Origin of the sequence: Streptomyces sp. NPDC032198 (genome assembly GCF_040636975.1) — a bacterium.
Classification (GTDB): Bacteria; Actinomycetota; Actinomycetes; order Streptomycetales; family Streptomycetaceae; genus Streptomyces.
The window spans coordinates 71702-98447 of record NZ_JBEZVL010000014.1; the positions used below are offsets into that span (position 1 = coordinate 71702).

Here is a 26746-nt window from a genome sequence, read left to right on the forward strand (position 1 = left end):
GTGGGTCGGCTGGGCGGGGTCGGTCACAAGGCCGCGGCGGGCGGGGCCGGTTCAGAGGGCGGCGGCCTCGGACGTCGTCACCGTCGGTGCCTTCGCCTCCCCGGCACGCAGGCCCAGCTCGGCGGTGGGCACGCGGTGGGTCTCGCGGCCGGTGGCCACGGCGATGGCGCAGATCGCGCAGAAGGCGGCGGTGAAGATCGCGACGCCGACCCAGCGATCGCCGTCGGGGCCGTCGATCTGGGCCGCGAAGGTCACCGCGAACCCGGCGACGGCGAAGCCGATCTGGGTGCCGATGGCCATGCCGGACAGCCGGACCCTGGCGGGGAACATCTCGCCGTAGAACGAGGGCCAGATGCCGTTGGCCGCGCTGTAGACGACGCCGAAGAGCAGCACTCCGGTCACGAAGACCAGCGGGTAGCTGCCGGTGGAGATCGCCCACAGATAGACGAAGATCATCACTCCGCTGCCCAGCGCTCCGACGAGGAAGACGGGCTTACGGCCGATCCGGTCCGAGAGCTTGGCCCAGAGCGGGATGGCGAGCAGAGCCACCGCGTTGGCGCTGCCCGCGACCCAGAGCATGCCCGTCTTGTCGAGACCGACGGTGTCACTCGTGGCGTACGAAAGGGCCCAGACGGAGAAGATCGTGCTGACCGTCGCGATGAGCGCCGCGGCGACCACCCGCAGCACGTCGGCCCAGTGGTTCCTGAGCAGTTCGGCCAGCGGCATCGTGGCCACCGCCCGCTCGGCCGTGGCCTGCCTGAAGACGGGGGTCTCCTCCAAGGTGCGGCGGATGACGTACCCCGCGACCGCGACGGCGGCGCTCAGCAGGAACGGAATGCGCCAGCCCCAGCTGTAGAGCTGCTCGTCCGGCAGCGCGGCGACCGGCAGGAACACCAGGGTCGCGAGGAGCTGACCGGCCTGCGTCCCGTTGAGGGTGAAGCTCGTGTAGTAGCCGCGCCGGTGTTCCGGGGCGTGCTCCAGCGTCATCGCGTTGGCGCTGGCCTGCTCACCGGCCGCGGACAGGCCCTGGAACACCCGCATCAGCACGAGCAGTACCGGAGCGAGGGTGCCGACCTGCGCGTACGTGGGCAGACAGCCGATGAGGAAGGTGGAGAGCCCCATCAGGACCAGCGTCCAGACCATGATCTTCCGGCGGCCGAGCCGGTCGCCGAAGTGGCCGAGGACGAGAGCCCCCAGGGGGCGGGCGGCGTACGCGACGCCGAAGGTCGCCAGGGAGATCAGGGTGGCGGTGGCCGGGTCGTCCGGGTCGAAGAAGACCTTGGGGAAGACGAGGGCGGCGGCACTGCCGTAGATGAAGAAGTCGTAGTACTCCAGCGCGCTGCCGATCCAGGCGGCGAAGGCGGCCTTGCGTGGCCTGCCCTGGGGCGGCCCGGCCGACGTCCTGTCGGCCTGCGGGTGAGCGGACACGTGAACTCCTCGGGGAGAACAGCAGCCTCTGGCTGGGCGGCTGCGAGGGTGACGGTGTTGTTAACGCACTAGATAGTTAATTAACTTGCGGGAGATGCTGGCCCGCGCCGGGGGCCGTGTCAATACATCCGGCGGGAGACAGCGAAAAGCGGCGGGCCGGGCGGCCCGCCGCTTGATTTCGGGAGGTGCGAACGAACGGGTACCGTCAGCGCCGCACGCGCGGCATCCCGAGGCCGATCCAGGAGATGATCTCGCGCTGGATCTCGTTGTTGCCGCCGCCGAAGGTGAAGATGACGGCGCTGCGGTAGCCGCGCTCCAGCTCTCCGTGGAGGACCGCGCCCGCGGAGCCCTCCTTGAGCGAGCCGGCCGAACCGACCACTTCCATGAGCCAGGCGTACGCGTCCCTGCGCGCCTCGGAGCCGTACACCTTCACGGCGGAGGCGTCCTGGGGGGTGAGGGTGCCCTCCTGGACGGCGTTCACCATCTGCCAGTTCAGGAGCTTCATCGCGTCCAGCTTGGTGTGTGTCCTGGCCAGGCGCTGGCGGACCCAGCCGAGGTCGATGACGCGGCGGCCGTCGGCGAGCTTGGTGTCGGCGGCCCAGCGCTGCACGTTGTGGAAGGCGCGGATGGCCATGGTGCCGTGGGCGGCGAGCGTGACGCGTTCGTGGTTGAGCTGGTTGGTGATGAGCCGCCAGCCCTTGTTCTCCTGGCCGACGCGGCGCGAGGCGGGGACACGGATGTTCTCGTAGTAGCTCGCCGTGGTGTCGTGCGAGGCCAGGGTGTTGATGATGGTGCAGGAGTAGCCGGGGTCGCTCGTCGGCACGAGGAGCATGGTGATGCCCTTGTGGGGCGGGGCGTCCGGGTCGGTGCGCGCGGCGAGCCAGACCCAGTCGGCGGTGTCGCCGTTGGTGGTCCAGATCTTCTGGCCGTTGACCGTGTAGTGGCCGGTCTCCTCGTCGCCCTCACGGACCGCCTTGGTCTTCAGGGCGGCGAGGTCGGTGCCCGCGTCCGGCTCGCTGTAGCCGATCGCGAAGTCGAGTTCGCCGGAGAGGATCTTCGGCAGGAAGTACGCCTTCTGCTCGTCGGTGCCGAACTGCATCAGGGTCGGACCGACGGTGTTCAGGGCCATCAGGGGCAGCGGGACGTTGGCCTGCGCGGCCTCGTCGAAGAAGATGAACTGCTCCATCGGGGACAGCCCCCGGCCGCCGTACTCCTTGGGCCAGCCGACGCCGAGCCAGCCGTCGGAGCCGAGGCGCCGGACGGTCTCCCGGTAGAACCGCTTCTGCGCGGCGGGGTCGGCGTAGCGTGCGTACGCGTTGTCGGGCACCAGCTCGGCGAAGTACGTGCGCAGCTCGGTGCGCAACTGCCGCTGCTCAGGCGTGTATTCGAGGTGCACGGCCCCTCCTGCTTCCGCTGGCTCCCGGGCTCGGGCTTGACGGCGCACACAGTAGAACGCGTTCCAGAAATAGGGAATGGCGCTGACGCATGCCGATGAACAGGTCCGCCCCGGCAGCCGAATGCGCTGCCGGGGCGGATCTGTACGGGCCGAGTCGCCTCGGCCGGGAAGGCTGGCTCAGCCGAGGAGGGCGAGGGCCTTGGTCAGAGTGGGCGACGGGCGCATGACGGCGCCGGCCTTGGCATCGTCGGGCCGGTAGTAGCCGCCGATGTCGGCGGGCGAGCCCTGGACCGCGTTCAGCTCGTCGACGATCGTCTGCTCCTGCTCGACCAGAGTCTTGGCGAGCGGGGCGAACGCCTCGGCGAGCTGGGCGTCGGCGGTCTGCTTGGCCAGCTCCTGGGCCCAGTACATGGCCAGGTAGAAGTGGCTGCCGCGGTTGTCGATGCCACCGACACGGCGGGTCGGCGACTTGTCCTTCTCCAGGAAGGTGGCCGTCGCGCGGTCCAGGGTGTCGGCGAGCACCTGGGCGCTCGCGTTGTCCGTGGTCTGCGCGAGGTGCTCGAAGCTGGAGGCCAGGGCGAGGAACTCACCCAGGCTGTCCCAGCGCAGGTAGTTCTCGCGGACCAGCTGCTGGACGTGCTTGGGGGCGGAGCCGCCCGCGCCCGTCTCGAAGAGGCCGCCGCCGTTCATGAGCGGAACGATGGAGAGCATCTTGGCGCTGGTGCCGAGCTCGAGGATCGGGAACAGGTCCGTGAGGTAGTCACGGAGCACGTTGCCGGTGACCGAGATGGTGTCCTCGCCGCGGCGGATGCGCTCCAGGGAGAACGCGGTCGCGTCGACCGGCGACATGATCTCGATCTGCAGGCCGTCGGTGTCGTGCTCGGGCAGGTACGCCTTGACCTTCTCGATGAGCTGCGCGTCGTGCGCGCGGGTCTCGTCGAGCCAGAAGACGGCCGGCGAGCCGGTCGCGCGGGCGCGGTTGACGGCCAGCTTGACCCAGTCGCGGATCGGGGCGTCCTTGGCCTGGCACATCCGGAAGATGTCGCCGGTGGAGACGGCCTGCTCCAAGACGACGTCGCCGCCCTTGTTGAGCACGCGCACCGTGCCGGGCGCGGCGATCTCGAAGGTCTTGTCGTGGCTGCCGTACTCCTCGGCCTTCTGGGCCATGAGGCCGACGTTGGGCACCGAGCCCATCGTCGCCGGGTCGAAGGCGCCGTTGGCACGGCAGTCGTCGATGACGACCTGGTACACGCCGGAGTAGCTGGAGTCCGGCAGGACCGCGAGGGTGTCGTGCTCGCCGCCGTCCGGGCCCCACATGTGGCCGGAGGTGCGGATCATCGCGGGCATGGAGGCGTCGACGATGACGTCCGACGGGACGTGCAGGTTGGTGATGCCCTTGTCGGAGTCGACCATCGCGAGCTCCGGGCCCTCGGCGAGCTCGGCCTTGAAGGACGCCTTGATCTCCTCGCCCTCGGGCAGCGCGCCGAGGCCGTTGAGGATGCCGCCGAGACCGTCGTTCGGGCTCAGGCCCGCACCGGCGAGCGCCGCACCGTACGCGGCGAACGTCTTCGGGAAGAAGGCGCGCACGACGTGGCCGAAGATGATCGGGTCGGAGACCTTCATCATCGTGGCCTTCAGGTGCACGGAGAACAGCACGCCGTCGGCCTTGGCCTTGGCGATCTGCGCGGTGAGGAACTCACGCAGCGGACCCACACGAAGGACGGAGGCGTCGACGACCTCGCCCTCGAGAACCGGTACGGACTCGCGCAGCACGGTGGTGCTGCCGTCCTCGCCGGTGAACTCGATGCGCAGCGTGTCGGCCTCGGTGATGACGGTGGACTTCTCCGTGGAGCGGAAGTCGTCGACGCCCATGGTGGCGACGTTCGTCTTCGAGTCGGCCGTCCAGGCGCCCATGCGGTGCGGGTGCGCCTTGGCGTAGTTCTTCACCGAGGCAGGGGCGCGGCGGTCGGAGTTGCCCTCGCGCAGGACCGGGTTGACGGCGCTGCCCTTGACCTTGTCGTAACGGGCGCGGATGTCCTTCTCCGCGTCGGTCTTCGGGTCGTCCGGGTAGTTCGGCAGCGCGTAGCCCTGCGACTGGAGCTCGGCGACGGCCGCCTTCAGCTGCGGGATCGAGGCCGAGATGTTCGGCAGCTTGATGATGTTCGCGCCGGGCGTCTTGGCCAGCTCGCCGAGCTCGGCGAGTGCGTCGTCGATGCGCTGGCTCTCCTCGAGGAATTCGGGGAAGAGAGCGATGATGCGCCCCGCCAGGGAGATGTCACGGCTCTCCACGGCGACCCCGGCCGTCGAGGCGTAGGCCCTGACCACCGGCAAGAACGAATACGTCGCGAGGGCCGGGGCCTCGTCTGTCTGGGTGTAGATGATGGTCGAGTCAGTCACCGGGTGCTCCGCTCCACGTCTGCAAGATTGCTCGACATCAAGATATCTCGTGATCGCCTCCTCCCACGAAGCGGCCCCGCTTCCCGGCCGTCACGGAACGTGGCGTCCGTCACGGAACGTGATATTCGTTCAGCGGGTCGAACACTCAGCGGGTGAGCAGCAGTGCGTCGCCCACCGCGCGCTCGGTACCGTCGGACGGCGAATTGATCACCTTGCCGTTCACCGCCATGGTGACGGAGCCGCCGCCGTCCAGGGCCATGGCCCGCACCGCGCCGAGCGACTTCATCAGCTCCGCGCCCTCACCCAGGCCGAACCCGTCGCTGACGCCGGGCTGCCGGCCGTCCGCGGCGACCAGGAGCATGCGGCCCTGCCGGTCGACGCCCAGGAGCAGGCGCGGGTTGCGCTTGATGCCCCAGGTGTACGCGAAGGAAGGGTCGTCGGCGCGCTCGATGCCATCGGCGGCGAAGTTCACCGCGACCTTGCCGCCGCGCACCAGCTCGGGGCCGCCGTTGACGATGTCGTCCCGCGGGCCGAGCCCGAGCTCCTTGCCCTGTTCGTCGAGGATCTTCCGGCTCACCTGCAGGGCGCTGCCCGGCGTCGCGTGCGTACGCAGCCAGGTGGCGCCCGCGCCGATGCCCGCGAGGACGCTGCCGCCGTCCGGGACCGCGCCGCCGCGCGCCCGCACCTCCCGTACGCGCCCGTTCGCGTCGAGCACCGCCTCCGTCCCCTCCCCCGCCGGCGTGTGTGCGCCGAGCTCGTCGGTGAACTGCACGATCTCGTCGGGGTCGGCGCAGGTCACGTCGTGCTGCGGGCGCTCGGTCGGGGAGTCGCCGCCGACGCCGCCGCAATTGCGGATCAGGCCCGGCACACGGTTGATGCCGTCCACGATCGCCGACGCCGCGCCCGCGCGGACCCGCAGGTCCGTCCTGAGCTTCTTGAACTCCGGCCGCAGGCCGTCGCCGCGCAGCACTGCCGCGATCCGGCCGTTGGTCGCCGCGCTCTGCAACTCCCCGTCGTACGCGGCGATTCCGGCCGCCGCGCCCGGCACGCCGTCCTTGCCCTCCATGACGAAGAAGCCCGCGTTGACACCGAGCAGGGCGTCGTCGGCCGAGGCCATGCCGCTCACCGTCTCGCGTCCCGCTACACCCGTGCCGTACGTGCCCTTCATGGCACCGCCGTAGCGCTTCGGGTCGACGATCGCCACCTTGACCCGGGCGACTCCCGTGCCGGGCACGCCGTCGGCGCCGGTCCACTCGCTCACCGCGTCGAACCCGGCGGCGGCCAGGGCCTTCTGCCGGGTGTCGGCCTCGGCCCGCGTGGCGTACTCCCCCACCCGTACGCGCACCCCGACCACGCCCTGCCGGTCGGCACCCCGCGGCCACGTGACCGCCTCGGCACGCGCCCCGAACCCGGCCCCGCGCACCCGCTCGGCCAGCGCCCGCGCGTCCCGCCCGGCGGAGAGGTGGGCGCCGTTCGCGCGCACCGTGACCGTCCAGTGGTCGGCGCCGGGGCGGCCCGCGATGGTCCCCTGGTACAGATCGACCCCGGCGGCGAGGCGCTCGTGCCGCCAGCCGTCGATCGGCCCGGGGACAGCGGCAGTTGACGCGGCTGCCGCGGTGTCCCCGTAGCGGTCGACGACGACACCAGGGGCGAGGAGACCCGCAGCGGCGACGGTGACCACCGTCGCCCTCGCGGCGGCTCCGAACGGTCGGCGGGCGGAACGGCGGACGGGGCGGCGGGCAAGGAACACGAGGACTCCTGGGTCGCGTAGGGGCACCTGCGGGCACCTGGGCGCACCCGCGCGCACGGGTAGGGAGCGCTCAGGACACGCGTCGACACGCAGCGAACGCGAGCGCGCGGACGCCGGTCGATCCCAGGAGTGAATATCAGAAGTCCGGCCGGAAAACAGGCCCCTGACCCCGTGTGCGGGGGCGGATTCAGCCGTCTCGGCCCGTGGAGCGCGCCCGGTGCCTGCGGACCGCGTCACGGTTGGCGCACCGCTGGGAGCAGTAGCGCTGCCGTCCGGTGCGCGAGGTGTCGGCGAAGATCGTGGCGCACTCCGTCACGGCGCACCGCCGGAGCCGGTGCATGCCACGCCCGGCCAGGTGCAGCGCCGTGCCGACGGAGATCAGCTGGAAGAGCAGGGCCCCGAGCGGCTGCCGGTCGTCGCGGTAGTGCAGATGCCAGCCCGAACCCGCGTGGTCGGTGAGCCGCGGATGGGCGGCGGATGCCGCGAGCATTCCGTTGAGCAGCTCGGCGCGCTCCTCCTCGTCCGTGGCGTCGACGACCTTCTCCCAGTCGTCCAACGCGCCCTGGGTGCGGTCGAGGTCCTCCGGCGTGACGGGGCGCTCCAGGGCGAGTCCGGCGGCACGGCAGCGGTCCGCGAGTTCAACGGCGGTCTCCGGGCGCCGGTTGGCGAGGGCGGCGGCCAGATTCACGACCTCCTCGCCGTAAGGGTTGAGGTGCATAAGACCATTACATCAGGCTGACCGGCATGTCACAACGCACCGGAGACCACACCACTGCCATCCGCCCGGCGAAAGGAGCCGTACGTCCCGCGACGCAGGACGACGTCACGGAGCTCGTACGCCTGCGGGCGCTCCTGTTCGAGAACCTCGGCGGCGACTACTTCAACCCGGCGTCGGGAGACACCGGCTGGCAGGACGCCCTGGCCCTGGTCCTGAAAGGCGAGTTGGCCACGGGAGCCATGCGGATCCTCGTCGTGGACGGCGACGACGGGAGCCTGGCCGCGTGCGCCATCGGCTCGGTCGAACAGCGGCTGCCGGGCCCGCACCTGCGCAACGGCCGGGTCGGTCTGGTGATCGGCGTGGTCACCGACCCGGCGCACCGGCGGCGCGGGCACAGCCGCGCGCTCATGCGGGGCCTGCTCGACTGGTTCCGGGAGTGCGGGGTGGCCCGGGTGGACCTGTACGCCTCCCACCAGGGCGAACCCCTCTACCGCGACCTCGGCTTCGTGAACCACCCGGACCCCGCCCTGTACTGGCGCCCGTGACGGCCGTCGCCGGGTCGGCGCACAGCGCGTGGCGGTACCGGTGGACCGTCCTCGGCATCGCCACCTTCACCCAGGCCGCGGCCGGGTTCTTCGTGCAGGGCATCGGGGCGCTGGGCCTCCACCTGCAACGCGACCTGCATCTGAGCACGGCCCAGTTGGGTCTGCTGATCTCGGCGGCCCAGCTGGTTCCGCTGGTCGGGCTGCTGGTGGCCGGGGAGCTGCTGGACCGGAGCGACGAGCGCTGGGTCGTCGGGGCGGGCGCCGCGGTGGTCGGCGCGGCGCTGCTCGCGGGAAGCGCGGCGCCGGGATATGGGTCCCTGCTCCTCGTGCTGCTGCTCGTCGGCGCGGGCTACAGCACCGTTCAACCCGGCGGCAGCAAATCCGTGGCGTCGTGGTTCGACGCGTCCCAGCGGGGTCTGGCCATGGGTATCCGTCAGGCGGGGCTGCCGCTGGGCGCCGCGCTGGCCTCGGCTGCGCTGCCGTTCGTCGCCGGGGCCTTCGGCTGGCGGGCCACCCTGCTGACGGGCGGAGTCGTCGCGCTGCTGGGGGCCGGAGTCTTCATGGGCTTCTACCGCAGGCCGCCCGTCACCGCCGCGCCCCGGGACGACGGGCCGCGGGACCACGGGCCGCGGGCCTCGCTCAGGGCGGGGCTCGGCGCACGGCTGCGGATGCTCCGCGAACCGGCCATGGTGCGGATCATGCTCTCCGGGTCGACCCTGATCTCGGTGCAGTGCGGCGTAGGCATCCTGACGGTCCTTCACCTGCACGAGAGGGCGTCCGTCGGAGCCGGTTCCGCGGCGCTCGTCCTGGTGGCGGTGCAGGGTGCGGGTGTCGTCGGCCGTATCGCCCTGGCGGCCTGGAGCGACCGCGGCAGTTCCGGGCGGTTCGGATCGCTCGTCCTCTGCATGGCCGCCGTGCTCGCGGGGATGGCGGTGCTGATGACCCCGCCGGGCCGGTCGCCCGCGGTCGCCTGCTGCACGCTCGTCTGGCTCGGCTTCTTCGGCTTCGGCTGGTACGGCCCCTGGGTCGCCCACGTGAGCGAATCGGCTCCGCCGGGCCGGACGGGATTCGCCCTGGGTCTGGCCATGTCCGTCAACCAGATCGCCATCGTGGTGATCCCCCCGGTGCTCGGCCTGCTCAAGGACCTCACCGGCAGCTTCGTACCGGTCTGGGGACTCCTGTCGGCGATGACCGCCGTCGCACTGGCCGTCTCGGCCCGGCTGCCGCCGGGCAACCGGCCCCGCCCATGTGGCCGACCCGGCCGCCGCGGTCCACCGTGAAGCCGTAGGCGGTGTACGAGGTGTTGCCGCGAGCACGACGGGTAGCCGCGCCTCCGCACCGGAAACCGCCGCGAGAGCGCGCGGTACGACGGAACGAGAACTGGAGGGAACACCGTGAGCGAGGAGCTGCCCGAGACCCGGGGCGAGGACGAGACGCCCGTACCGAGGGATCTGCCCGATCAGCAGGCGTCGGACGAGGAGGACCACTGGGAGCCGGACGACGATTCGGCTACCACGGGCAACGCCCCGGACGCCGACGACGACGTACCGGACACGGACGAGGCGGGCACCGGCCGACGCGGCGCACCGCACTCCGGTGGCGTGCGCCCGGACCAGCCGGTGCCGGACGAGCCCGCCGACTGAGCCGGGGTCCGGACGCTCAGCGGGGTGCCCTCGGCTCGGCGGACACGGCGATGACGAACGAGTGGCCTGCCGGGTCGCTGTAGGTCCGGGTGTCCCGGGGCCCGGAGTTGTCCTTGGTGTCCACGGGCCGGGCGCCCAGGCCGACGGCCTCGCGCTCCGCCTCGTCGATGTCGCCGCGGTCCACCAGGATCCTGAGGTGCGCCTGCTGTGAGTCCTCGGGGCGCGGCCAGCTCGGCGGCGCGTAGCCGTAGTCGCGGTGGATGGCCACGCAGACGCCCTCCCCGTCGAACACCTCGACGAAGTCGGGGTCGTTGCCCATGCTGGCCGTGCCTCCGAGCAGTCCCGCGTAGAACTCCGCGAGTTCCTCCGGTTTCGCACAGTCCAGGACGAGGACGGCGGTCTTCTTCACACTCATGGGGTCCCTCTTCTGTCGGCAGGGGTCGGCATGGATCGGCATAGAGACGGGCGGCCGCCTCAGCCTGCCGTCCCGCGACCGACCGAGTGCCCCGCCAGGACCGCCTCAATCGGCGTCCGCCCGAGGGCGCACGGGCGCCCCTTCGCAGGCGACACTGGGGTCATGCACCTCGTCCACCAGTACCCGCCCCCTTCCGTCTACGGCCGTCTACGCGTCGAGCGGAGCGACCTGACACCCGCCCGCTGGCTGGAAGAACGCCCGCCCCACGACGACGGATTCGGCACGGTCGCCGGTGTCTGCGCGCCCGGCTTCGACGCGTACGCGCGGATCCTCCACCCGGCCTGGCTCGGCGATGAACCGGTGCGGTGGGACCAAGTGGCCGCCGTCTACGGCCGGTCGGTGGCGGCGGAAACGCGCTGGCACGAGCTGATCGGCCTCGGCGACCGTCTTCTCTACCGCAACGACGACACCCCGGCCGTCCCCGACGTCTGGGACGAGCACCCCGACGAGGGCCCGACCCCCGCCGGTGTCGCCCGCGCCCTGATCTCCGTGCTGTCCCGGCACACCCGCACCCCCGACCGCTGCTGGTACGGACTCTGGGAGGGGTACGGCCAGTACAACTGGGACGGATATCCCGTGTTCCACACACCGGGCCGCGACGAGATCCTGCTCTCCGGACCGCTGGACGACGCCGACTCACCCGCGTCACCCGAGCGGGATCCCGATGAGGGGGTGCCCGAGCTCCCGGACCTGTGGTGGCCCGAGGACCGTGCCTGGTGCGTGGCCGGTGACGTCGATCTGGTGAGCACGTACGTCGGCGGTACGGCGGCCTGCATCGCGGATCTCCTCGCGACCCCGGGCCTGGAGGCGTACGAGATCGCCGAGACGTCGGCGGTCGACTGAGCCACGGCGTCGTCGTCCGCGCGGAGTCGAACTCCACTATCACGGCGCCATGTTCGAGGGGCCAGATCACGACGAAAGCCCCGCCGAGGAGGCCTGTTCAGACTCCGTGTCCTACAGGCCTCGCGGGATGACTAGCATGGCGCCATGTGTGGCCCGGAAGATCGCCGTCCCCTTTGGCGTGCCCACCGGGCCCGCGACCGATGCGTGCATCGGTCGGCTCGTTGCTTACCTGCACTCAAGGACCGAGGGACCGCTGAATGCCCGTGCCTGCTCCTCCCAGCCCGCACCGAATAGCGAAGGCGCGTCGGCCCGCTTCGGCCCTGCCCGTGGTCGTGCTGGTGGTGACCGCCGCGGCCGGTGCCGTCGCGGGCGTCATGGCACCGCACAACGCCCGGGTCTGGACGGTGGCTTCGGTCCTGGCCGGCTGGCTGTGTCTGGCGATCGCGCTCTTGAGCAGCTCCCTGCTCGTGAAGCGGGTCCGCGGGGCCGCCGCCGCGGACCATGCCGAGGCCGGCTCCCTCAAGGCGCAGCTCGCGCGCCAGGGCGCCGAGTCCGCGCACCTGGTGAACGTCACGCTGCCGACCGTGGTGAAACGATTGCGCGACGGGGCGAGCGCCAGTGAGACCTTGGCGCAGACGGCTCCGCCGTCGGACCCGCAACTGCGTCAGGTCGTCCACGTGTTCGCGACCGTGGTGGAGGAGACCGTGCGGCACGCGGCCGACATCGAGGCGCGCCGCGATCAGGCCCAGGGTCAACTCGCCCAGGCCGCCGAGGAGTTGGACCAGCTGACGGCGGTGACCCTGCCCACCGCGATCGAGCGGCTGCGCGAGGGCTCCTCCGCGGACACGGTCCTCGCCGGGCTCGAGTGGCCGCGCAATCCCCTGCTGCGGGTGCCCGCCGAGTCGTTCGTACGGGAGCTGGCCTACAGCGAGCGGCGTGCCGCGGCGGCGCAGGCGGCCTCCGCGAAGGCCCTGAGCCGTGTGCAGGCCAAGTCGGTGAGCATGCTCGCCGATCTGCGGGACATGCAGGAGCGGCACGGCGTCGAGGTCTTCGGCGATCTGCTGCGCCTCGACCACGGCACCTCCCAGCTGGGTCTCATGACCGACCGTCTGGCCCTGCTGATGGGCGGCCGTTCCAGCCGCGCGTGGAACAAGCCGATCGTCATGGAGAGCATCCTGCGGGGTGCGGTGGGCCGGATCTCCGCGTATCAGCGGGTGCGGCTGCACTGCTCTTCGACGGTGGCGATCGCCGGGTTCGCCGCGGAGGGCGTCATGCACGTCCTCGCCGAACTCATGGACAACGCGGCGAACTTCTCCCCGCCCATCGACGAGGTGCACGTCTATGTGGAGGAGCGCAGCGCCGGGATCGTCGTGACGATCGAGGACAGCGGCCTGAAGATGGCCGACGCGGCGATGCGCCGTGCGGAGGAGTCGGTCTCCGGGCACGTCACGGACCTGGCCTCGCTGCAGGGCACCCGCCTCGGTCTCGCGGTGGTCGGGCGCCTCGCCGCCAAGTACGGCATGAGCGTCAACTTCCGTCCGTCCTCACGCGGCGGCACGGGCGTCGTGGTGCTGCTGCCCCCGCAGCTCCTGGCCCAGCAGCGGGACCCTGCTCCGCAGCAGCTCGCCCCCCGCAGTGTCGAAGCGGCGCCCGCGCCCGCCCCGGCGGTGCCCGCACCGGCCCCGGCACCCACGGAACTCCCCGCCGCTCCGGAGCACCCCGTCGCCCCCGTGCTGCCCCCGGCCGGTGCGCAGGAGCAGCCCCGCCCCGAGCACGCCCGCCCCGCGGCGTCCACGACGAACGGTCTGCCCGTGCGCGCCCCCGGCCGCACCATGGCCGAGGCGGAGCGTGAGCGCGAGCAGCGCAGGGCGGCGTCCGACGCCGCGGCCGGGTCCGGTGCGCTCTCCGGTGACGCGGGGCTGCCGCCGCGTGACGCCGGTTCCCGTTTCGGAGCCTTCCACCGCGGTCGGCGGGGTGCGGGCGATGCGCCCGGCTCCCCCGCGGCACCCGAGTCCCCCGCCGATTCCGGGCCGCCGCCCGCCGAGTAGACGAAGCCACCCGCACGGCGCCCGGGCTCTGGCGCCCCCTTCCCCGCTCGAAATCGTGAGATTGGAGGGACGGGCAGGTGACCGGACGACCCGCGCATCTCGCCCCGCCTACCATGCAGACCACTGACAACAGCCTGACCTGGCTCCTGCAGAGCCTCCTGAAGCGCACCCCCGGTACGCGGCACGCCCTGGTGCTCTCCCGGGACGGCCTGAAGCTGTGCTGGAGCGAGCATCTGACGCTCGACCAGGCTGACCAGCTGGCGGCGATCTGCTCCGGCATCCAGGCGCTCGCCCAGGGCGCTTCCATGGAGTTCGGCGACGGGACCGGCGGCGTCCGGCACTCCATGACCGAGTTCCACGGAGGGCTGCTCTTCATCGTCGAGGCCGGCCTGGGAGCGCACCTGGCGGTCGTGGCTGAGGAGAACGCCGATCCCGGGGTGGTGGGCCATCAGATGACCGAACTGGTCGAGCAGATCGGGGAGCACCTGCGCGCCGAACCGCGCGCCCAGACCGAAGGCAGCGGCTCCTCGTGACGCCGCGCAGGCCCGTGGACATCGGTGATCCGGACCGGCTGTACACGGTCACCGGTGGCCGCAGCCGCGCCGACGACGATTCGTTCGACCTGGTGACCCTGGTGGTGAGCGAGTGCGAGCCCACTGCCGGGATGCAGTCGGAGCACGTACGGATCCTTGAGCTGTGCCGGCATCCGACGGCCGTGGTGGAGATCGCCGCGGAGATGAAGCTGCCGATCACGGTGGTGCGGATCCTGCTCGGTGACCTGCTCGCGATGGGCCGGATCACCGCCCGCCATCCCCGTGCGGCCGGCTCGGCCGCCTCGATCCCCGATTCCGCCCTTCTCAAGGAGGTGCTCCATGGGCTCCGCAACATCTGAGCTGCCCTCCCGTACGCCCCTGTCCGACACGGCCGAGACCGGCCTGAAGATCGTCGTGGTGGGCGGCTTCGGCGTCGGCAAGACCACGCTGGTCCGGTCGGTCAGCGAGATCCGGCCGCTGAACACCGAAGAGGTGATGACGCAGGCCGGCATAGGCGTCGACGAGACGTCCGACGTGGCCGCCAAGACCACGACGACGGTGGCGTTCGACTTCGGCCGGATCAGCCTCAACGAACGCGTGGTGCTGTATCTGTTCGGCGCTCCCGGGCAGGAGCGCTTCTGGTTCCTGTGGGACCGGCTCTTCTCCGGCACGCTCGGCGCGGTCGTCCTGGTCGACACGCGGCGGATGGACGATTCCTGGTACGCCATCGACCGTCTGGAGCACCACAAGACGCCGTTCGTGGTGGCCGTCAACCGGTTCGACGACGACACCTCCACGCATTCCCTGGAGGAGATCCGCCAGGCTCTCGCGCTGCCCGACCATGTGCCGCTGATCGACTGCGACGCACGGGTGAGGTCGTCGGGCAAGGACGTCCTGATCACCCTCGTGGACCACCTCTACGCACTGGCCATGGCCCAGGAGATGACACCGTGACCGAGCCCTCCCCTCATCTGCAGAGCCCGCCGCCCGGGTGCCCGGCCCACGCGGGTACGGGCGCGGTGCGCCTGGGCGGTCTGGAGTATCAGCAGTCGCCTTCGCAGCTCTACCGCAGCCTGCGCCGGGAGCACGGCGCGGTCGCTCCGGTGCTCCTCGACGGTGACGTGCCCGCGTGGCTGGTGCTCGGCTACTCCGAGGTCAGCTATGTGACCGGCCACGACGAGCTGTTCGCCCGTGACTCGCGCCGCTGGAACCAGTGGGAGAACATACCCGCCGACTGGCCGCTGATGCCGTTCGTCGGCTACCAGCCGTCGGTCCTGTTCACCGAGGGTGCCGAGCATCAGCGGCGGGCCGGGGTGATCACCGAAGCCCTTGAGGGGGTCGACCAGTTCGAGCTCGCCCGGGACAGCGGCCGGATCGCGGACCGGCTGATCGCCGAGTTCGCCGGCAGCGGCCAGGCCGAGCTGATGGACGCGTACGCCCATGCGCTGCCCATGCGCGCCGCGGTGCAGATGTGCGGCATGCCGGACGCGAGCACGGACACGCAGCAGCTCGTGAACGACCTGCGGATCTCGCTCGACGCGCACGAGGGCGACGACCCCGTGGCGGCGTACACGCGCGTCGGTGAGCGCATCCAGCTCCTGGTCAAGGAGAAGCGGGAGAAGCCCGGCGCGGACGTCACCTCGCGGATGCTGCAGCACCCGGCGGGTCTCACCGACGAGGAGATCGTCCAGGACCTGATCTCCATCATCGCGGCGGCACAGCAGCCGACGGCCAACTGGATCTGCAACACGCTGCGGTTGATGCTGACCGACGAGCGGTTCGCCCTGAACGTGTCCGGCGGGCGGCTGAGCGTGGGCGAGGCGCTCAACGAGGTGCTGTGGCTCGACACCCCGACCCAGAACTTCATCGGCCGCTGGGCGGTGCGCGACACCCAGCTCGGCGGGCGGCAGATCCGGGCGGGCGACTGTCTGGTGCTCGGCCTCGCGGCGGCCAACACCGACCCGCAGATCTGGCCCGAGTCGCACGTCGGCCCGGAGAACTCCGCGCATCTCTCCTTCAGCCACGGCGAGCACCGCTGTCCCTACCCGGCCCCGCTGCTCGCCGATGTCATCGCGAGGACGGCGGTCGAGACGCTCCTGGAGCGGCTGCCCGATCTCGTCCTCGCGGTGGAGCCGCACGAGCTGACCTGGCGCCCGTCCATCTGGATGCGCGGTCTGGCCTCGCTGCCGGTGCAGTTCACGCCCGTGGCGCACTGAACCGGAGCCGGGGCGCCACCGCTTGGCGGCGCCCCGGTTCCGGTCAGGCGGTGGCGGGGGTGAAGACCACCGGCAGCGACTGCGGTCCGCGGGTGAACACGCCCTGCTCGACGGGGTCGAAGCCCTCGGCGAGCCGTACGTCCGGCATCGCGTCGAGGAGTTGGCTGACGCCGATCTCCACCTCGGCCTTGGCAAGGAGCGCGCCCACGCAGAAGTGCCTGCCGAGGGCGAAGGAGAGGTGGTCGGCGGCGGCGGAGAACGCGGTCGTCGTGGTCAGGTCGTCCCGGAAGATGTCGAAGCGGTCCGGCTCGCGGTAGCGCTCCTCGTCGCGGTTGGCCGAGCCGATGAGGCAGGTGACGGTGGCCCCCGCGGGGATGGTGCCGCCGCTGACCTCCACGTCGGTCGCCGACTGCCGCATGATCATGTGGACGGGCGGCGTGTACCGCAGCGTCTCGGCGAAGGCGCGGGCGATCAGGGTGCGGTCCTGCCGGACGGCTTCGAGCTGCTCGGGGTGCATCAGGAGGTTGGCGAAGATGCTGGCGATGGCCTTGTCGGTGGTCTCGCCGCCCGCCGCGAGCAGCAGGCTGCAGAAGGCCTTGATGTCCTCGTCACTCATGCGGACGCCGTCCACCTCGGCGGCGCACAGCGTGGAGAGCAGGTCGTCCCCGAGGTTGTCGCGGCGCTCCCGGATGATCGGGATCATGTACTCGGCGAACTCCACCCGGGTGCGCTCACCGGCCGCCGCTACCTCGGCGTCGCCCGCGAGGTTGCCGAGGAAGGCGATGACGGTGGTGTACCAGCCGTGGAAGCGCGCGTGGTCGGACTTGTCCAGGCCGAGCATGTCGGCGATCACGTTGACCGGGAAGCGGGTGGCGTAGCCCCCGACCAGATCCACGCTGCCGGTGTGCCGGAAGGTGTCGATGAGTTCGCGGGAGTTGCGTTCTATGACGGGCAGGAACTTCTCCTGCAGGTCGCTGCCGCGGAACGCGGGGGCGACGAGCGCACGCCGCACGGAGTGCTCCCTGCCGCTGAGCTGGAGGATCGTCTTGCCGTGTACGGGCTCGATCTGCCAGTCGTAGTTGTCGGTGGTGAACTGCGAGCCCTTGTCCTTGAACACGCGCTCGACATCCGCGTACCGGGAGATGATCCAGCTCTGCGTCGCCTCGTGCCAGAACAGCGGCGCGCTCTCCCGCATCACCCGATAGGCCGGGTACGGGTTCTCGGCGAACTCGGGCGAGAGGATGTCGGGGACCTGCTGCGCGGTGGACATGTGGCTCCTAAGTCGGAAACAGGCAACCGCACCAGGCTATTGATCACTTAAGAAGCCAACCAGCCCCTCCCGGCCGACGGTTGAGCGTTGCACTAATGTTGGCCGAAAATCACCCCTTGCCCCGCCGGGTCGAATCCGGCGGGGCGAGGGACACGGATGCCCGGCTGCCGGGGGACGGTCAGCAGCTGAGCTTGTCGCCCGTGGCGACGTTGAGGATCCCGGTGAACCGGGTGTAGTTGTTGATCCGGCTCTGCACCTGCTCAGGGTTCTTCCCGTCGCACTCCAAGCTCCCGTTGATGCTGCGGATCGTCTCGCCGAATCCCGCGCTGTTGACCATGGCGTTGTGCGGCGTCATGGTCCCCGGGCCGTTCTGCGTGTTCCAGTACCAGAGGCCGGTCTTCCAGGCCACGGCCGGATCGTTCTGCACGAGGTCCGGGTTGTTCAGGAGGTCGATGTTCAGGGCGTCGCCCGCCGCCTTGTAGTTGAAGTTCCAGCTGAGCTGGATCGGGCCGCGGCCGTAGTACTTGTCGTTGCCCGCCGGACATCCGTAGGGCTGGGACGTGTCGCAGTAGTGCGGGTAGTTCGCGGTGTTCTGCTCGACGACGTGGACCAGGCCGCCCGTCTCGTGGCTGACGTTCGCCAGGAAGGCCGCGGCCTCCTGCTTGCGCACGGTGTCGCTGCCGGTTCCGGTGAACTCGGGGTAGGCGCTGAGCGCCTCCGTGAGACCGCTGCAGGTGTAGAAGGAGTTCCGGTTCGGGAACATCTCGTTGAACTGGGCCTCGCTGACGATGAATTCGGCCGCGGCCCGCTCCCCCGTGCCCGCCTTCTCGGCGGAGGCGTCGGGGGCGAGGGTCAGGAGGGTGAGCGTGGCGGCGGACGCGGTCGCGGTCAGCGCGGCAAGGACACGAAGACGCATGGGGGATCACTCCTCGGCGGGTCGGCGCATGCGCGAGCACGGCCACCCGTCACGTGGGGGGGGGAAGAAGTGGGGACCGCCTCTTGAGCACACAGGGGGGGTGGGAGGCGAGAAGAGGCGCGACAGGATCCACCAGTGATCACACCGGCGCACCGGGAGCTGCAGCCACCCGGAATGGCTCCTACCGTTGGACTAGACCATACCGAGTGACACGTCCACGTCAATACCTCGTCGACCGGCCGCAGTGGGGCGAGAGTTGGGAGCGGAGACCGCCGGGCGCGTTCCGGCACGTCAGCGGCGAGCCGGCGCCGACGTACACTGAAGCGGTGTCGGGCAGGTCCCTGCTCCGCCCGGCCATCTGTGCTCAGCCCTCCACGATCCCGATCCGGTTCTCGGCGACCGGTCGTGCGGCGCACAGGTAGCGTTCCTCGGCCGCCTTGGCCCTTCGGCCCGTACGCAGATATCCCCCTGTGGGGCCCGCTCGCCTTACGCGTATCACCGCGGATTCCGGCTCACCGTCACCCTGCCCCCTCGGGCCGGGCGTGCGTGGTGTGCCGCGGACCGCCTTCGAGGGGACTGTTGTGAAGCTCAGCGCACTGCTCGACGGGCACGACCACCAGATTCTGCACGGCGACCCGGGAGTCCCCATCACCGCGGGAATAGCCTTCGACGCCCGAAATGTGATGTCCGGATCGCTGTACGTCGCCGTTCCCGGCCATGAGGAGGGCGGCCCCGGGGGCATCGGCCTGGCCTTGGAACGAGGGGCGGTGGCCGTCCTCGCCGAGGACGGCGCGCCGCCCGGCACGGAGCCCGCCGGGCAGGTGTGCGTGGTGCGGGTGACCGATGCCAGGGCTGCCGCCTCACTCATCGCCTCCCGGTACTACGGCGAGGCCGGCCGCGCGATGGACGTCGTGGCGATCACGGGGACGAACGGCAAGACCTCCGTCTCGTACATGGTCGAGTCGGCACTCAGACTGGCCGCGGGCGCGAAGGTCGGGGTGATCGGCACCTCGGGCAGCCGGATCGGCACGGAACGGATCCCGATGCCGCGGTCGGTCCTGAGCACCCCCGAGTCACCCGACCTGCACTACCTCCTCGGCCACATGCGCGACCGGGAGACGAGCAGCGTGGTCCTGGAGGCCACGTCCATGGGCCTGCTGCAGCGCCGCCTCGACCATGTGCCCGTGAGCATCGGTGTCTTCACCAATCTCACCCAGGACCACCTGGACGACCACGGGACGATGGAGCACTACAAGAACGCCAAGCTGCGGCTCTTCGCGGGGCTGTGCGACCGCGCCGTGGTCAACGCCGACGACCCCGTCAGCGCCGACATCATGGCCCTGATGCCGGGCGCGGTCACGACGTACGGCCTGGACGCACCGGCCGACTACCGGGCGAGCGACCTGGTGGTGGACGCGGCCGGGACCCGCTTCACGCTTCACCACGACGGCCGCAAGTACCCCGCCGCGATCCCCATACCGGGCCGCTTCTCCGTGTCCAACGCGCTGGCCACCCTCGCCACCTGCCATCTGCTGGGGCACGAACTGCCCGCCCTCGTCGAGGCCTTGGACCGGATGCCGCCCACGCCCGGCCGGCTCGAACAGTTCACCACCGCGCAGGGCGTCTGCGTGATCGTCGACTACGCGCACTCGCCGGACTCGCTGGAGAAGGTCCTCGCCACGATCCGCGGCTTCGCGACCGGATCGGTGATCACCGTCTTCGGCTGCGGCGGCGACCGCGACATCACCAAGCGGGCCCTGATGGGCGAGATCGCGGGCCGCCACTCCGATCGGTGCGTCCTCACATCGGACAATCCCCGCGACGAGGACCCCGAGGCCATCCTGGACCAGATCGTTCCCGGTCTGACCTCCACCGGGACCCCCTTCGAGCGGGTGGCCGACCGCCGCGAGGCGATCTCGCGTGCGCTGTCCGCCGCGCGGCGGGGCGACATCGTGCTCGTCGCGGGCAAGGGCAGCGAGCCGCACCAGATCGTCGGCGAACAGCTCATCCCCTTCGACGACATGACGATGGTCCGCGAACTCGACGCGCTCTGAGGACGAGGACGAGCCGCGGGTGACTGTGCGATTCATCCACCGCCCCGGCGTGCGCAGTGCGAATCGGGCACTGGTGCGGTGGGGCGCATGGCGTTTACGGTCCCTGCATTTCCGCCACAGCACCGCGTGCGCCGTGATGCTGTCACCCAGGGAGCCGCCTGTGCCCAAGGAGCCATCTCCGTCCGTCATCGAGGTCGAGACGCACGGAGTCGAACGCATCCCGGACGCGGACCGCACGGCGGGTCCGCTCGATCTGTTCCGGCTGTCGTTCGGCGGCGCCAACACCTTCGCCACCTGTGTGCTCGGAGCGTTCCCGATCCTGTTCGGACTCTCCTTCCTGCAGGGGCTCGCGGCGATGCTCCTCGGGCTGCTCGTCGGTTCGCTGCTGCTCGCCCCGATGGCCGTGTTCGGGCCGCGCAACGGCACGAACAACGCCGTCTCGTCGTCGGCGCATCTGGGCGTGCACGGCCGGATCGTCGGTTCCTTCCTCTCGCTGCTCACCGCCGTCGCGTTCTTCTCCCTGTCGGTGTGGAGCTCTGGCGACGCGCTCATCGGCGGGGCGCACCGGCTGCTCGGCGTGCCGGAGAGCGACGTGGCCTACGGCTGCGCGTACGCCGTGTTCGCCGCTCTGGTGCTCGCCGTGTGCGTCTACGGCTTCCGCTTCATGCTGCTCGTCAACAAGATCGCGGTGGTGGCGGCCACCCTGCTGTTCGTCCTCGGCCTCGCCGCCTTCGCGGGGGACTTCGATCCCTCGTACGCCGGTGTCTTCACGGCGGACGCCGACCGGGCGACGCAGGACCTCTTCTGGCCGTCCTTCATCGGCGCCGCGCTGATCGTGCTGTCCAACCCGGTCTCCTTCGGCGCCTTCCTGGGTGACTGGGCGCGCTACATCCCGGCCGCCACACCGCGCCGCAAGGTGATGGGAGCGGCCTTCCTCTCGCAGATCGCCACGGTGCTGCCGTTCGGCTTCGGCCTGGCGACGGCGTCGATCATCGCCGAGCGCGCGCCCCGGTACATGGACCCGGACGCCCCCAACTTCGTCGGCGGTCTGCTGGCGATCGCGCCCGGCTGGTACTTCCTGCCGGTCTGCCTGATCGCGCTGATCGGCGGCATGTCGACCGGGACCACCGCACTGTACGGCACCGGCCTGGACTTCTCCTCGGTGTTCCCCCGGCTCAGCCGCGTCCGGGCCACCGTCCTGATCGGCGTCCTGTCCATCACGTTCATCTTCGTGGGCCGCTTCGGCTTCAACCTGGTCCAGGCGATCTCCACCTTCGCCACGATGATCATCACCTGCACCGTGCCGTGGATGATCGTCATGATGCTCGGCTACGTCACCCGGCGCGGCTGGTACGACCCCGAGGCACTACAGGTCTTCACGCGCCGGCAGCACGGCGGCCGCTACTGGTTCGCCCGCGGCTGGAACTGGCGTGGCATGGCGGCCTGGTGGGCCGGTGCGGTGACCGGCGTGCTGTTCACCAACATTCCCGGACAGTTCGTGGGGCCGCTCGGCGATCTCGCGAACGGCGCCGACATCAGCCTCCCGCTGGGAGCGGCCGTCGCCGCCGTCGTTTACCTCGGTCTGCTCGCGGCGTTCCCGGAGCCGCGCGGGGTGTACGGGCCCGAGGGGCCGCGCTGGGTGCGCGCGGCGGACACCCCGATCGCCCCGATCACCGGGCCGCCGGGCGGCACCCGGGAGGACGCCTCCGCGAAGGCTCAAGCGCAGGCATAGGCGGAGGCGCAGGCGTCCCGGTCAGCGTGCCGTTTCGAACTCCCGCTTGAGGTTCTTCAGCGTCCTGTCGATGTTGCCCACCTGGAAGACCGCGAAGGTGCGCCCGCCCGTGGCGAGCCGGTCGAAGACGTTGGCCACGAAGGTGGGCCAGGAGCGCCGGTCGTCCGTCCAGGTCTCGGTCACCTTGGTCGCACCGTCGCTGTCCTCGAACCGGTACTCCCAGCTGGCGATGGGGGCGCGCAGCCGGGGGCGCTTCACCCCGATCGCGTGCACACGGAAGGCGAAGCGCCGCCCCGGCTCGGCCTTGGTCACCGTGCAGCGGGTGGTCCAGCGGAACGGGCCGCGCTTGTTGTGGCCCTCGAAGACCAGGCCGACACTTGCGGGAACGTCACCTCCCGGCACGGTCGCCCCGAGGTTCTCGGGGCTCCAGCGCCCCATCAGAGCGGGCTGGCTGACCTGCTCGTACACCGACTGCGGGGGCGCCTGGACCAGGATGCTTCGTGACACTGTGAACGTGCGGGTCATGACAACTCCGTTCCTCGACCCGCGACCTTACTCATCAGTAGCTCGAAAGTCAGCCCCCGCACCGCGCCCTTCGGCGCAGTGCGGGGGCTGATGCGAGGACTCAGACGAGTCCGGTGACCGTGACCGCGATCCCGAGGGCGGCCGACTCCCCGGTCACCAGCTCGACGGCCTTCGCCGCGGCCGAGCGCACCTCTCGCGTCACGTCCAGGGTCCGCCGTCCCCGATGGACGACGACATACACGTCCACGCTCCAGTCCCTGCTGCCCTTCTCGCGCCGCACCCGTACACCGGCGGAGCCCGTGGGGGTACTGGGGAGCCCCCGTCGCAGCACGGCCGACGACCGCAGGAGGTCCACCAGGCCCGGCCGCAGGAAGGCGACCCCGGGCGTGGCCAGAACCGCCTCTATGACGGCATCCGCCAGCACGCGCGAAACGTCTCGATCGCTCACCGCTGCCGCCCTTCCGTGCTGTCGGCGCTGTGCTCGCCGTCGCCATCGTCAACGAGGTCGCTGATCGTCACGTCGACGACCGCGACCGGCATGCCCAGCTCCTCGTCCACCGCCTCGATGACCCGGTGGCGTACCCGGTCCGCGACCTCCGGCAGGTTCCACGTGAACGGGACCTGCACCTCGACGCGGATCCTGACCGGCCCGCGCGGGAGCCGCCCCGAGGGTGCGGGAGACTCGGGCTCCTCCAGCGGGCCGATGCGGCAGCTGCCCGCACGCACGCCCGGCAGCGACTCGGCCGCGGCCCGGACCGTTCTGGCCGCGGCGGCCTCCACGATCCACGCGTCCTCGTCCTCGTCGCCCAGGGGCAGCGTCCGGCCCGGCCGCAGCTCCAGACGCACCACGTCCATGACACGGCCGGCGAGCGCGGAGGTGTCCTGCTCCCGCTCCGGCGGCGCCGTGTCGCGCGCCTCCGTGACCACGCCCTCCAGCAGCCGCAGGGCGTCCAGGGCCTGCGCGCAGTGCGGGCAGCCGTCGGCGTGGGGATCGGGCACGCCCGCCTCCCGCTGTTCCCACACGTACGACAACTCGCGCCCGCAGGGCAGCAGTTCGTCCTCAGGCAGCACTCCGAAGCCCGCCTCCCGCTCGTCGTCCGGTACGGACTCTCCGTTCATCGCCATGCGGCCATCGCCTCCGTCAGATAGCGCCGCGCCCTGAAGACACGGCCGCGGACCGCCTCCGGACTGATGCCGACCGTCTCGGCGATGGACTCGTAGGGCGCGCCGTCCAGCTCGCGCAGCACCCAGCACACCCGCTGCTCCGGCGAGAGCCCCTCCATCGCCCGCGCCAGGTCCGCCACGGCGGCATGCCCCTCGGCCACCCGCGCGGGCGACACCTCGTGCTCCGGCGCGGCCGGCTCGGGCAGCCCGTCCAGGGCCACGACCGGCCGCCGCGCACGCAGCAGGTTCAGGCAGCGATTGGTGACGATGCGATAGATCCACGTGCCGAACTGTGCGTCCCGGCGGAACTCCGGCAGTTTGCGCCAGGCGCTGACGAAGGAATCCTGCACGGCGTCCTCCGCCTCCGGGCGGCTCCCGAGCAGACGCGTGGCAAGACGCAGCGCCATGGGCGCGTGGCGGTGCACGAGGGTTTCGAAGGCCTCCTCGTCACCCTCCGCCGCCCGCACCGCGAGCAGTCCGTCGTCACGTCTCGACGACGCTTCCGCTTCCTCGGCTGTTCCGCCCCGGTCGCCCGGCACACGCGGCTCCTCTCACTTCGGTGATGCTCCTACGACACACGAAGGGACCGCCGCGTTACGCGGCCAGGGAACGTTACATGCCGGGCGGGAAAATTCCCGCGAGGCGCGTAACGGACCCGGGGTACCCGGGTCGGAGCAGGAGAAGGGACAGCCACCGAGAAACCCCCGACGACGACGAGGAGATGCCACCATGACGACACCTGACCTCACTTCGAACGCTGCCGCGACCGGCAGCACAGAGAAGCACCTCACCGGCGAGGCCCGCAGGAGCACCCCGGGAGCCATCACCGTCAGCGGAGCCACCGGCGCGGCCCAGCCGGCGGCGACGCGGGGCAAGACGTCCATCGCGGATGTCGTGGTGGTGAAGATCTCCGGCATGGCGGCCCGCGAGATCCCCGGCGTGTTCGACATGGGCGGCGGCCTGTCCCGCACCATCGGCGCCGTGCGCGACCGCGTTCCCGGCGGGCGCCCGAACGTCGGCCGCGGGGTGAAGGTGGAGGTCGGCGAGCGGCAGACGGCCATCGACCTCGACATCGTCGTCGAGTACGGCGTGCCCATCACGGACGTCGCCCACGACGTGCGCGAGAACGTCATCTCGGCGGTGGAGCGCATCACCGGCCTCGAGGTGGTCGAGGTGAACGTCGCCGTCAACGACGTCCACCTGCCCGAGGACGACACCGCGGACTCCGGCGGCGAGACGCGCGTCGAGTAACGCTCCCGCCCCGCGCGGGCTCAGCCGTGACGTCTCCTTCTGACGTCCCCTTCTGTGGTGTGAGGTGAGTGGTGAGCACAGCTCTGGTCGGCCTGATGACGGGCATGGCCCTGGGATTCGCCGGGTGGTTCGGCGGATTCGGCGCGTTCCTGCTGGTCGCCGCGCTCGGCGCGGTCGGCTTCGTCCTGGGACGCCTCGTCGACGAGGGCACGGACCTCCGCGCCTTCCTCGGCGGGCGTGACCGGGAGCGGCGATGACCGCGCCCGCGGCCGAGCGCGGCAGGACGACCGTCGCGGACCGCGCGGTGCGCCGCATCGCGGAGCGCGCCGCGACGGAGGCGCTGGCGCCCGGCGCGGTCGAGGTCGGCGGCGGATCGGCGGCCGTACGCGGCCGCCGGGCCCGGGTCAATGTCACCGTGACCCTGCCCTACCCCGCCAAGCTCGACGAGGCGGGCGAGAGCGTGCGCTCGCACGTCGCCGAGCGCACCGCCCGGCTCACCGGCCTCACGGTGCCCTCGGCGCGGATCCGCGTCCGGGGCCTGTCACGCCACGCGCTGTCCGGCGGGCAGCAGCTCGCACCGCCGGTGGCCGCCACCGAGGCGGCCGGGCCGCGCGCTCATCGGCCGTGGGCCCAACGCCGCCTGCCCGTCGCGGTGTTGGCGCTGCTCGGCGCCGCGGTCTGCGGGCTGCTGCTGTACGACGTGGTGTCCGTGCACGCCGCCGGGCACGCTCCCGCACGGTGGCGGGCCGAGGTGATGGAGTGGCTGTCCACGCACGGCCCGGACAGCGGGACGGCCGTGGGCGTCCTCGCGGCGGCCGGAGTGTTCCTGCTCGGTGTGTGGCTGTTTGTCCTGGCCGTCACGCCGGGGCGTCGTGGTGTGCTCCCGATGAGGCCGCCGCTCGCCGGTGTGCGCGCGGTCCTGGACCGCCGGGCGGTGGCGGCCCTCCTGCGGGATGCCGTGACCGATGTGCCGGGCATCGGCGAGGTCCGGGTCAGGGTCGGCCGCCGTACGGCGCGGGTGCGTGCCGGGCTCGAGTTCGGCGGTCTGGAGGGTGCGCGGCGGGCGGCGGAAGCGGCTGCCGAAGCGGCGACCGCCGAGCTCGGTCTCGCCGGGGCGCTGCGGCTGCGCGTACGGCTGAAGACGGAACCCGGCTGGCGCGCCCCGACCGGCTCCGACCCCCGGCTCGATTCCGGGAGCAAGCCTGCCGCCATGGAGAGGAGCACCACCGATGAGCCGACTCCGTAGCGGCACGAACCGCTCAACTCTGTTCTGCGCGGCGGCAGTTCTGCTGTTCGCGGGGGCCGTACTGGCTTCCGCGGCCAGGCCCGTCCGCGAACGGCTGCCGTCGACCGTGCCCCGTGTCGACGCCGACCGGGTGTGGCTGGACGAGGAACTGCTCGGCCGGTGGCGTGATCACGGCTGGTGGCCGCCCGTCGTGATCACCGCGCTGGCCGTCGGCGCCGTCCTGTTCCTGTGCTGGGCCGCCGCCCAGTTCCGCAGCGGCCGGCTGCGGGAACTCCCGCTCGGTCAGCCCGGCGTCACCCTCTCCGCCAGGGCGCTGGCCTCCGCGATGGCCGAGCGCGCCCGGGGTGTCGACGGCGTGGCCCGCGCCCACGTACGGCTGCTCGGACGCCCCCGGCGGCTGCGCGCCCGCATCACACTGGTCCTGGACCCCGACGGCTCCCCGGAAGCGGTGCTGCGCGAGCTCGCCCGGGGCACCATCGCCGAGGCACGGGCGGCGGCAGCCCCCCGCGCCCTGGAGGCGGACGTGCACCTGACGACCCGGCGGCACCGGGCGCGCCGCATCCACTGAGCGGCGCCCCCCGCACCCCGGCGGCCGG

The 26746-nt window shown here is 71.4% G+C and carries 27 protein-coding genes; 15 read left to right on the forward strand and 12 right to left on the reverse strand.

Annotated elements, in window-relative coordinates; genetic code table 11:
• Positions 1-51 precede the first annotated feature (51 nt).
• The 5 genes from AB0E78_RS32195 to AB0E78_RS32215 all read right to left on the reverse strand — a co-directional run bounded on the left by AB0E78_RS32195 (position 52) and on the right by AB0E78_RS32215 (position 7689).
• On the reverse strand, positions 52-1428 hold the full coding sequence (locus AB0E78_RS32195) for an MFS transporter (RefSeq protein ID WP_361840019.1): 1377 nt from the start codon (positions 1426-1428) through the stop codon (positions 52-54).
• A 205-nt stretch (positions 1429-1633) separates the two neighbouring features.
• Entirely contained in the window at positions 1634-2824 is a 1191-nt protein-coding gene (locus AB0E78_RS32200; protein ID WP_361840022.1) for an acyl-CoA dehydrogenase family protein, read from the reverse strand.
• 177 nt (positions 2825-3001) lie between these two features.
• A complete protein-coding gene (locus AB0E78_RS32205) occupies positions 3002-5221 on the reverse strand; it encodes an NADP-dependent isocitrate dehydrogenase (protein ID WP_361840025.1) in 2220 nt (739 codons plus the stop codon).
• Between the two features lie 145 nt (positions 5222-5366).
• Positions 5367-6971, reverse strand: coding sequence for a phosphodiester glycosidase family protein (locus AB0E78_RS32210; RefSeq protein ID WP_361840028.1), 1605 nt, complete (start codon positions 6969-6971; stop codon positions 5367-5369).
• Positions 6972-7158: 187 nt separating this feature from the next.
• On the reverse strand, positions 7159-7689 hold the full coding sequence (locus AB0E78_RS32215; protein WP_361840031.1) for a CGNR zinc finger domain-containing protein: 531 nt from the start codon (positions 7687-7689) through the stop codon (positions 7159-7161).
• A 26-nt stretch (positions 7690-7715) separates the two neighbouring features.
• On the opposite strand from AB0E78_RS32215, the gene AB0E78_RS32220 reads away from it, so the two are divergent.
• From AB0E78_RS32220 to AB0E78_RS32230, 3 genes are all read left to right on the forward strand, one after another.
• Positions 7716-8234, forward strand: a complete 519-nt coding sequence (locus tag AB0E78_RS32220) for a GNAT family N-acetyltransferase (protein WP_361840034.1) — start codon at positions 7716-7718, stop codon at positions 8232-8234.
• Positions 8231-9514 carry an MFS transporter gene (locus AB0E78_RS32225; RefSeq protein WP_361840036.1) on the forward strand — a complete coding sequence of 428 codons (1284 nt, stop codon included), beginning with the start codon at positions 8231-8233 and terminating at the stop codon, positions 9512-9514. Before AB0E78_RS32220 ends, AB0E78_RS32225 begins: the two co-directional genes overlap by 4 nt.
• 114 nt (positions 9515-9628) lie before the next feature.
• Positions 9629-9877, forward strand: coding sequence for a hypothetical protein (locus tag AB0E78_RS32230; RefSeq protein ID WP_361840039.1), 249 nt, complete (start codon positions 9629-9631; stop codon positions 9875-9877).
• A gap of 16 nt (positions 9878-9893) precedes the next feature.
• Here AB0E78_RS32230 and AB0E78_RS32235 read toward each other — a convergent pair whose 3' ends face one another.
• Entirely contained in the window at positions 9894-10292 is a 399-nt protein-coding gene (locus AB0E78_RS32235) for a VOC family protein (protein ID WP_361840041.1), read from the reverse strand.
• A gap of 162 nt (positions 10293-10454) precedes the next feature.
• On the opposite strand from AB0E78_RS32235, the gene AB0E78_RS32240 reads away from it, so the two are divergent.
• The 6 genes from AB0E78_RS32240 to AB0E78_RS32265 all read left to right on the forward strand — a co-directional run bounded on the left by AB0E78_RS32240 (position 10455) and on the right by AB0E78_RS32265 (position 15992).
• The gene (locus tag AB0E78_RS32240; protein WP_361840043.1) at positions 10455-11195 is read left to right on the forward strand and encodes a hypothetical protein; all 741 of its coding nucleotides are present in this window, start codon (positions 10455-10457) and stop codon (positions 11193-11195) included.
• A gap of 257 nt (positions 11196-11452) precedes the next feature.
• Positions 11453-13243, forward strand: a complete 1791-nt coding sequence (locus AB0E78_RS32245) for an ATP-binding protein (protein WP_361840046.1) — start codon at positions 11453-11455, stop codon at positions 13241-13243.
• Positions 13244-13356: 113 nt separating this feature from the next.
• Positions 13357-13776: a roadblock/LC7 domain-containing protein gene (locus AB0E78_RS32250; protein WP_361840049.1), complete on the forward strand. Its 420-nt coding sequence runs from the start codon at positions 13357-13359 to the stop codon at positions 13774-13776.
• Complete coding sequence (locus AB0E78_RS32255; RefSeq protein WP_361840052.1) at positions 13773-14135, forward strand: DUF742 domain-containing protein; 363 nt, start codon at positions 13773-13775, stop codon at positions 14133-14135. Before AB0E78_RS32250 ends, AB0E78_RS32255 begins: the two co-directional genes overlap by 4 nt.
• Positions 14116-14730, forward strand: coding sequence for an ATP/GTP-binding protein (locus AB0E78_RS32260; RefSeq protein WP_361840055.1), 615 nt, complete (start codon positions 14116-14118; stop codon positions 14728-14730). Before AB0E78_RS32255 ends, AB0E78_RS32260 begins: the two co-directional genes overlap by 20 nt.
• Entirely contained in the window at positions 14727-15992 is a 1266-nt protein-coding gene (locus AB0E78_RS32265; RefSeq protein WP_361840057.1) for a cytochrome P450, read from the forward strand. Before AB0E78_RS32260 ends, AB0E78_RS32265 begins: the two co-directional genes overlap by 4 nt.
• Positions 15993-16035: 43 nt before the next feature.
• On the opposite strand, the gene AB0E78_RS32270 is transcribed toward AB0E78_RS32265, so the two are convergent.
• Together AB0E78_RS32270 and AB0E78_RS32275 are read right to left on the reverse strand one after the other, a co-directional pair.
• Positions 16036-17262, reverse strand: coding sequence for a cytochrome P450 (locus AB0E78_RS32270; protein WP_361840060.1), 1227 nt, complete (start codon positions 17260-17262; stop codon positions 16036-16038).
• Positions 17263-17440: 178 nt separating this feature from the next.
• Positions 17441-18178 (reverse strand): chitinase, encoded by a 738-nt coding sequence (locus AB0E78_RS32275; RefSeq protein WP_361840063.1) that lies wholly within the window; start codon positions 18176-18178, stop codon positions 17441-17443.
• A gap of 581 nt (positions 18179-18759) precedes the next feature.
• Here AB0E78_RS32275 and AB0E78_RS32280 point away from each other — a divergent pair.
• Positions 18760-20232, forward strand: coding sequence for a UDP-N-acetylmuramoyl-L-alanyl-D-glutamate--2,6-diaminopimelate ligase (locus AB0E78_RS32280; RefSeq protein WP_361840066.1), 1473 nt, complete (start codon positions 18760-18762; stop codon positions 20230-20232).
• Between the two features lie 160 nt (positions 20233-20392).
• Positions 20393-21964, forward strand: coding sequence for a cytosine permease (locus AB0E78_RS32285; protein ID WP_361840069.1), 1572 nt, complete (start codon positions 20393-20395; stop codon positions 21962-21964).
• 21 nt (positions 21965-21985) lie between these two features.
• On the opposite strand, the gene AB0E78_RS32290 is transcribed toward AB0E78_RS32285, so the two are convergent.
• The 4 genes from AB0E78_RS32290 to AB0E78_RS32305 form a co-directional block, all read right to left on the reverse strand.
• Entirely contained in the window at positions 21986-22489 is a 504-nt protein-coding gene (locus tag AB0E78_RS32290) for an SRPBCC family protein (RefSeq protein WP_361840071.1), read from the reverse strand.
• A gap of 100 nt (positions 22490-22589) precedes the next feature.
• Positions 22590-22937 (reverse strand): Asp23/Gls24 family envelope stress response protein, encoded by a 348-nt coding sequence (locus AB0E78_RS32295; protein WP_361840074.1) that lies wholly within the window; start codon positions 22935-22937, stop codon positions 22590-22592.
• Positions 22934-23614 (reverse strand): Asp23/Gls24 family envelope stress response protein, encoded by a 681-nt coding sequence (locus tag AB0E78_RS32300; protein ID WP_361840076.1) that lies wholly within the window; start codon positions 23612-23614, stop codon positions 22934-22936. Before AB0E78_RS32300 ends, AB0E78_RS32295 begins: the two co-directional genes overlap by 4 nt.
• On the reverse strand, positions 23605-24192 hold the full coding sequence (locus AB0E78_RS32305) for a sigma-70 family RNA polymerase sigma factor (RefSeq protein ID WP_361840079.1): 588 nt from the start codon (positions 24190-24192) through the stop codon (positions 23605-23607). The genes AB0E78_RS32300 and AB0E78_RS32305 overlap by 10 nt, the downstream gene beginning before the upstream one ends.
• 190 nt (positions 24193-24382) lie before the next feature.
• On the opposite strand from AB0E78_RS32305, the gene AB0E78_RS32310 reads away from it, so the two are divergent.
• From AB0E78_RS32310 to AB0E78_RS32325, 4 genes are all read left to right on the forward strand, one after another.
• Positions 24383-24904, forward strand: coding sequence for an Asp23/Gls24 family envelope stress response protein (locus AB0E78_RS32310; protein WP_361840082.1), 522 nt, complete (start codon positions 24383-24385; stop codon positions 24902-24904).
• Positions 24905-24975: 71 nt separating this feature from the next.
• On the forward strand, positions 24976-25161 hold the full coding sequence (locus AB0E78_RS32315; protein WP_361840085.1) for a hypothetical protein: 186 nt from the start codon (positions 24976-24978) through the stop codon (positions 25159-25161).
• Positions 25158-26150 (forward strand): DUF6286 domain-containing protein, encoded by a 993-nt coding sequence (locus tag AB0E78_RS32320; protein ID WP_361840088.1) that lies wholly within the window; start codon positions 25158-25160, stop codon positions 26148-26150. The genes AB0E78_RS32315 and AB0E78_RS32320 overlap by 4 nt, the downstream gene beginning before the upstream one ends.
• On the forward strand, positions 26134-26718 hold the full coding sequence (locus AB0E78_RS32325; RefSeq protein ID WP_361840090.1) for an alkaline shock response membrane anchor protein AmaP: 585 nt from the start codon (positions 26134-26136) through the stop codon (positions 26716-26718). Before AB0E78_RS32320 ends, AB0E78_RS32325 begins: the two co-directional genes overlap by 17 nt.
• Positions 26719-26746: the final 28 nt, after the last annotated feature.

What these genes read in the sequence shown, in the direction of transcription:
- AB0E78_RS32215 (WP_361840031.1), bottom strand. Translation starts at nt 7,689, where the DNA reads ATGCACCTCAACCCTTACGGCGAGGAGGTCGTGAATCTGGCCGCCGCC.
- AB0E78_RS32220 (WP_361840034.1), top strand. Translation starts at nt 7,716, where the DNA reads ATGTCACAACGCACCGGAGACCACACCACTGCCATCCGCCCGGCGAAA.
- AB0E78_RS32235 (WP_361840041.1), bottom strand. Translation starts at nt 10,292, where the DNA reads ATGAGTGTGAAGAAGACCGCCGTCCTCGTCCTGGACTGTGCGAAACCG.
- AB0E78_RS32240 (WP_361840043.1), top strand. Translation starts at nt 10,455, where the DNA reads ATGCACCTCGTCCACCAGTACCCGCCCCCTTCCGTCTACGGCCGTCTA.
- AB0E78_RS32245 (WP_361840046.1), top strand. Translation starts at nt 11,453, where the DNA reads ATGCCCGTGCCTGCTCCTCCCAGCCCGCACCGAATAGCGAAGGCGCGT.
- AB0E78_RS32250 (WP_361840049.1), top strand. Translation starts at nt 13,357, where the DNA reads ATGCAGACCACTGACAACAGCCTGACCTGGCTCCTGCAGAGCCTCCTG.
- AB0E78_RS32260 (WP_361840055.1), top strand. Translation starts at nt 14,116, where the DNA reads ATGGGCTCCGCAACATCTGAGCTGCCCTCCCGTACGCCCCTGTCCGAC.
- AB0E78_RS32270 (WP_361840060.1), bottom strand. Translation starts at nt 17,262, where the DNA reads ATGTCCACCGCGCAGCAGGTCCCCGACATCCTCTCGCCCGAGTTCGCC.
- AB0E78_RS32275 (WP_361840063.1), bottom strand. Translation starts at nt 18,178, where the DNA reads ATGCGTCTTCGTGTCCTTGCCGCGCTGACCGCGACCGCGTCCGCCGCC.
- AB0E78_RS32290 (WP_361840071.1), bottom strand. Translation starts at nt 22,489, where the DNA reads ATGACCCGCACGTTCACAGTGTCACGAAGCATCCTGGTCCAGGCGCCC.
- AB0E78_RS32300 (WP_361840076.1), bottom strand. Translation starts at nt 23,614, where the DNA reads ATGGCGATGAACGGAGAGTCCGTACCGGACGACGAGCGGGAGGCGGGC.
- AB0E78_RS32310 (WP_361840082.1), top strand. Translation starts at nt 24,383, where the DNA reads ATGACGACACCTGACCTCACTTCGAACGCTGCCGCGACCGGCAGCACA.
- AB0E78_RS32320 (WP_361840088.1), top strand. Translation starts at nt 25,158, where the DNA reads ATGACCGCGCCCGCGGCCGAGCGCGGCAGGACGACCGTCGCGGACCGC.
- AB0E78_RS32325 (WP_361840090.1), top strand. Translation starts at nt 26,134, where the DNA reads ATGAGCCGACTCCGTAGCGGCACGAACCGCTCAACTCTGTTCTGCGCG.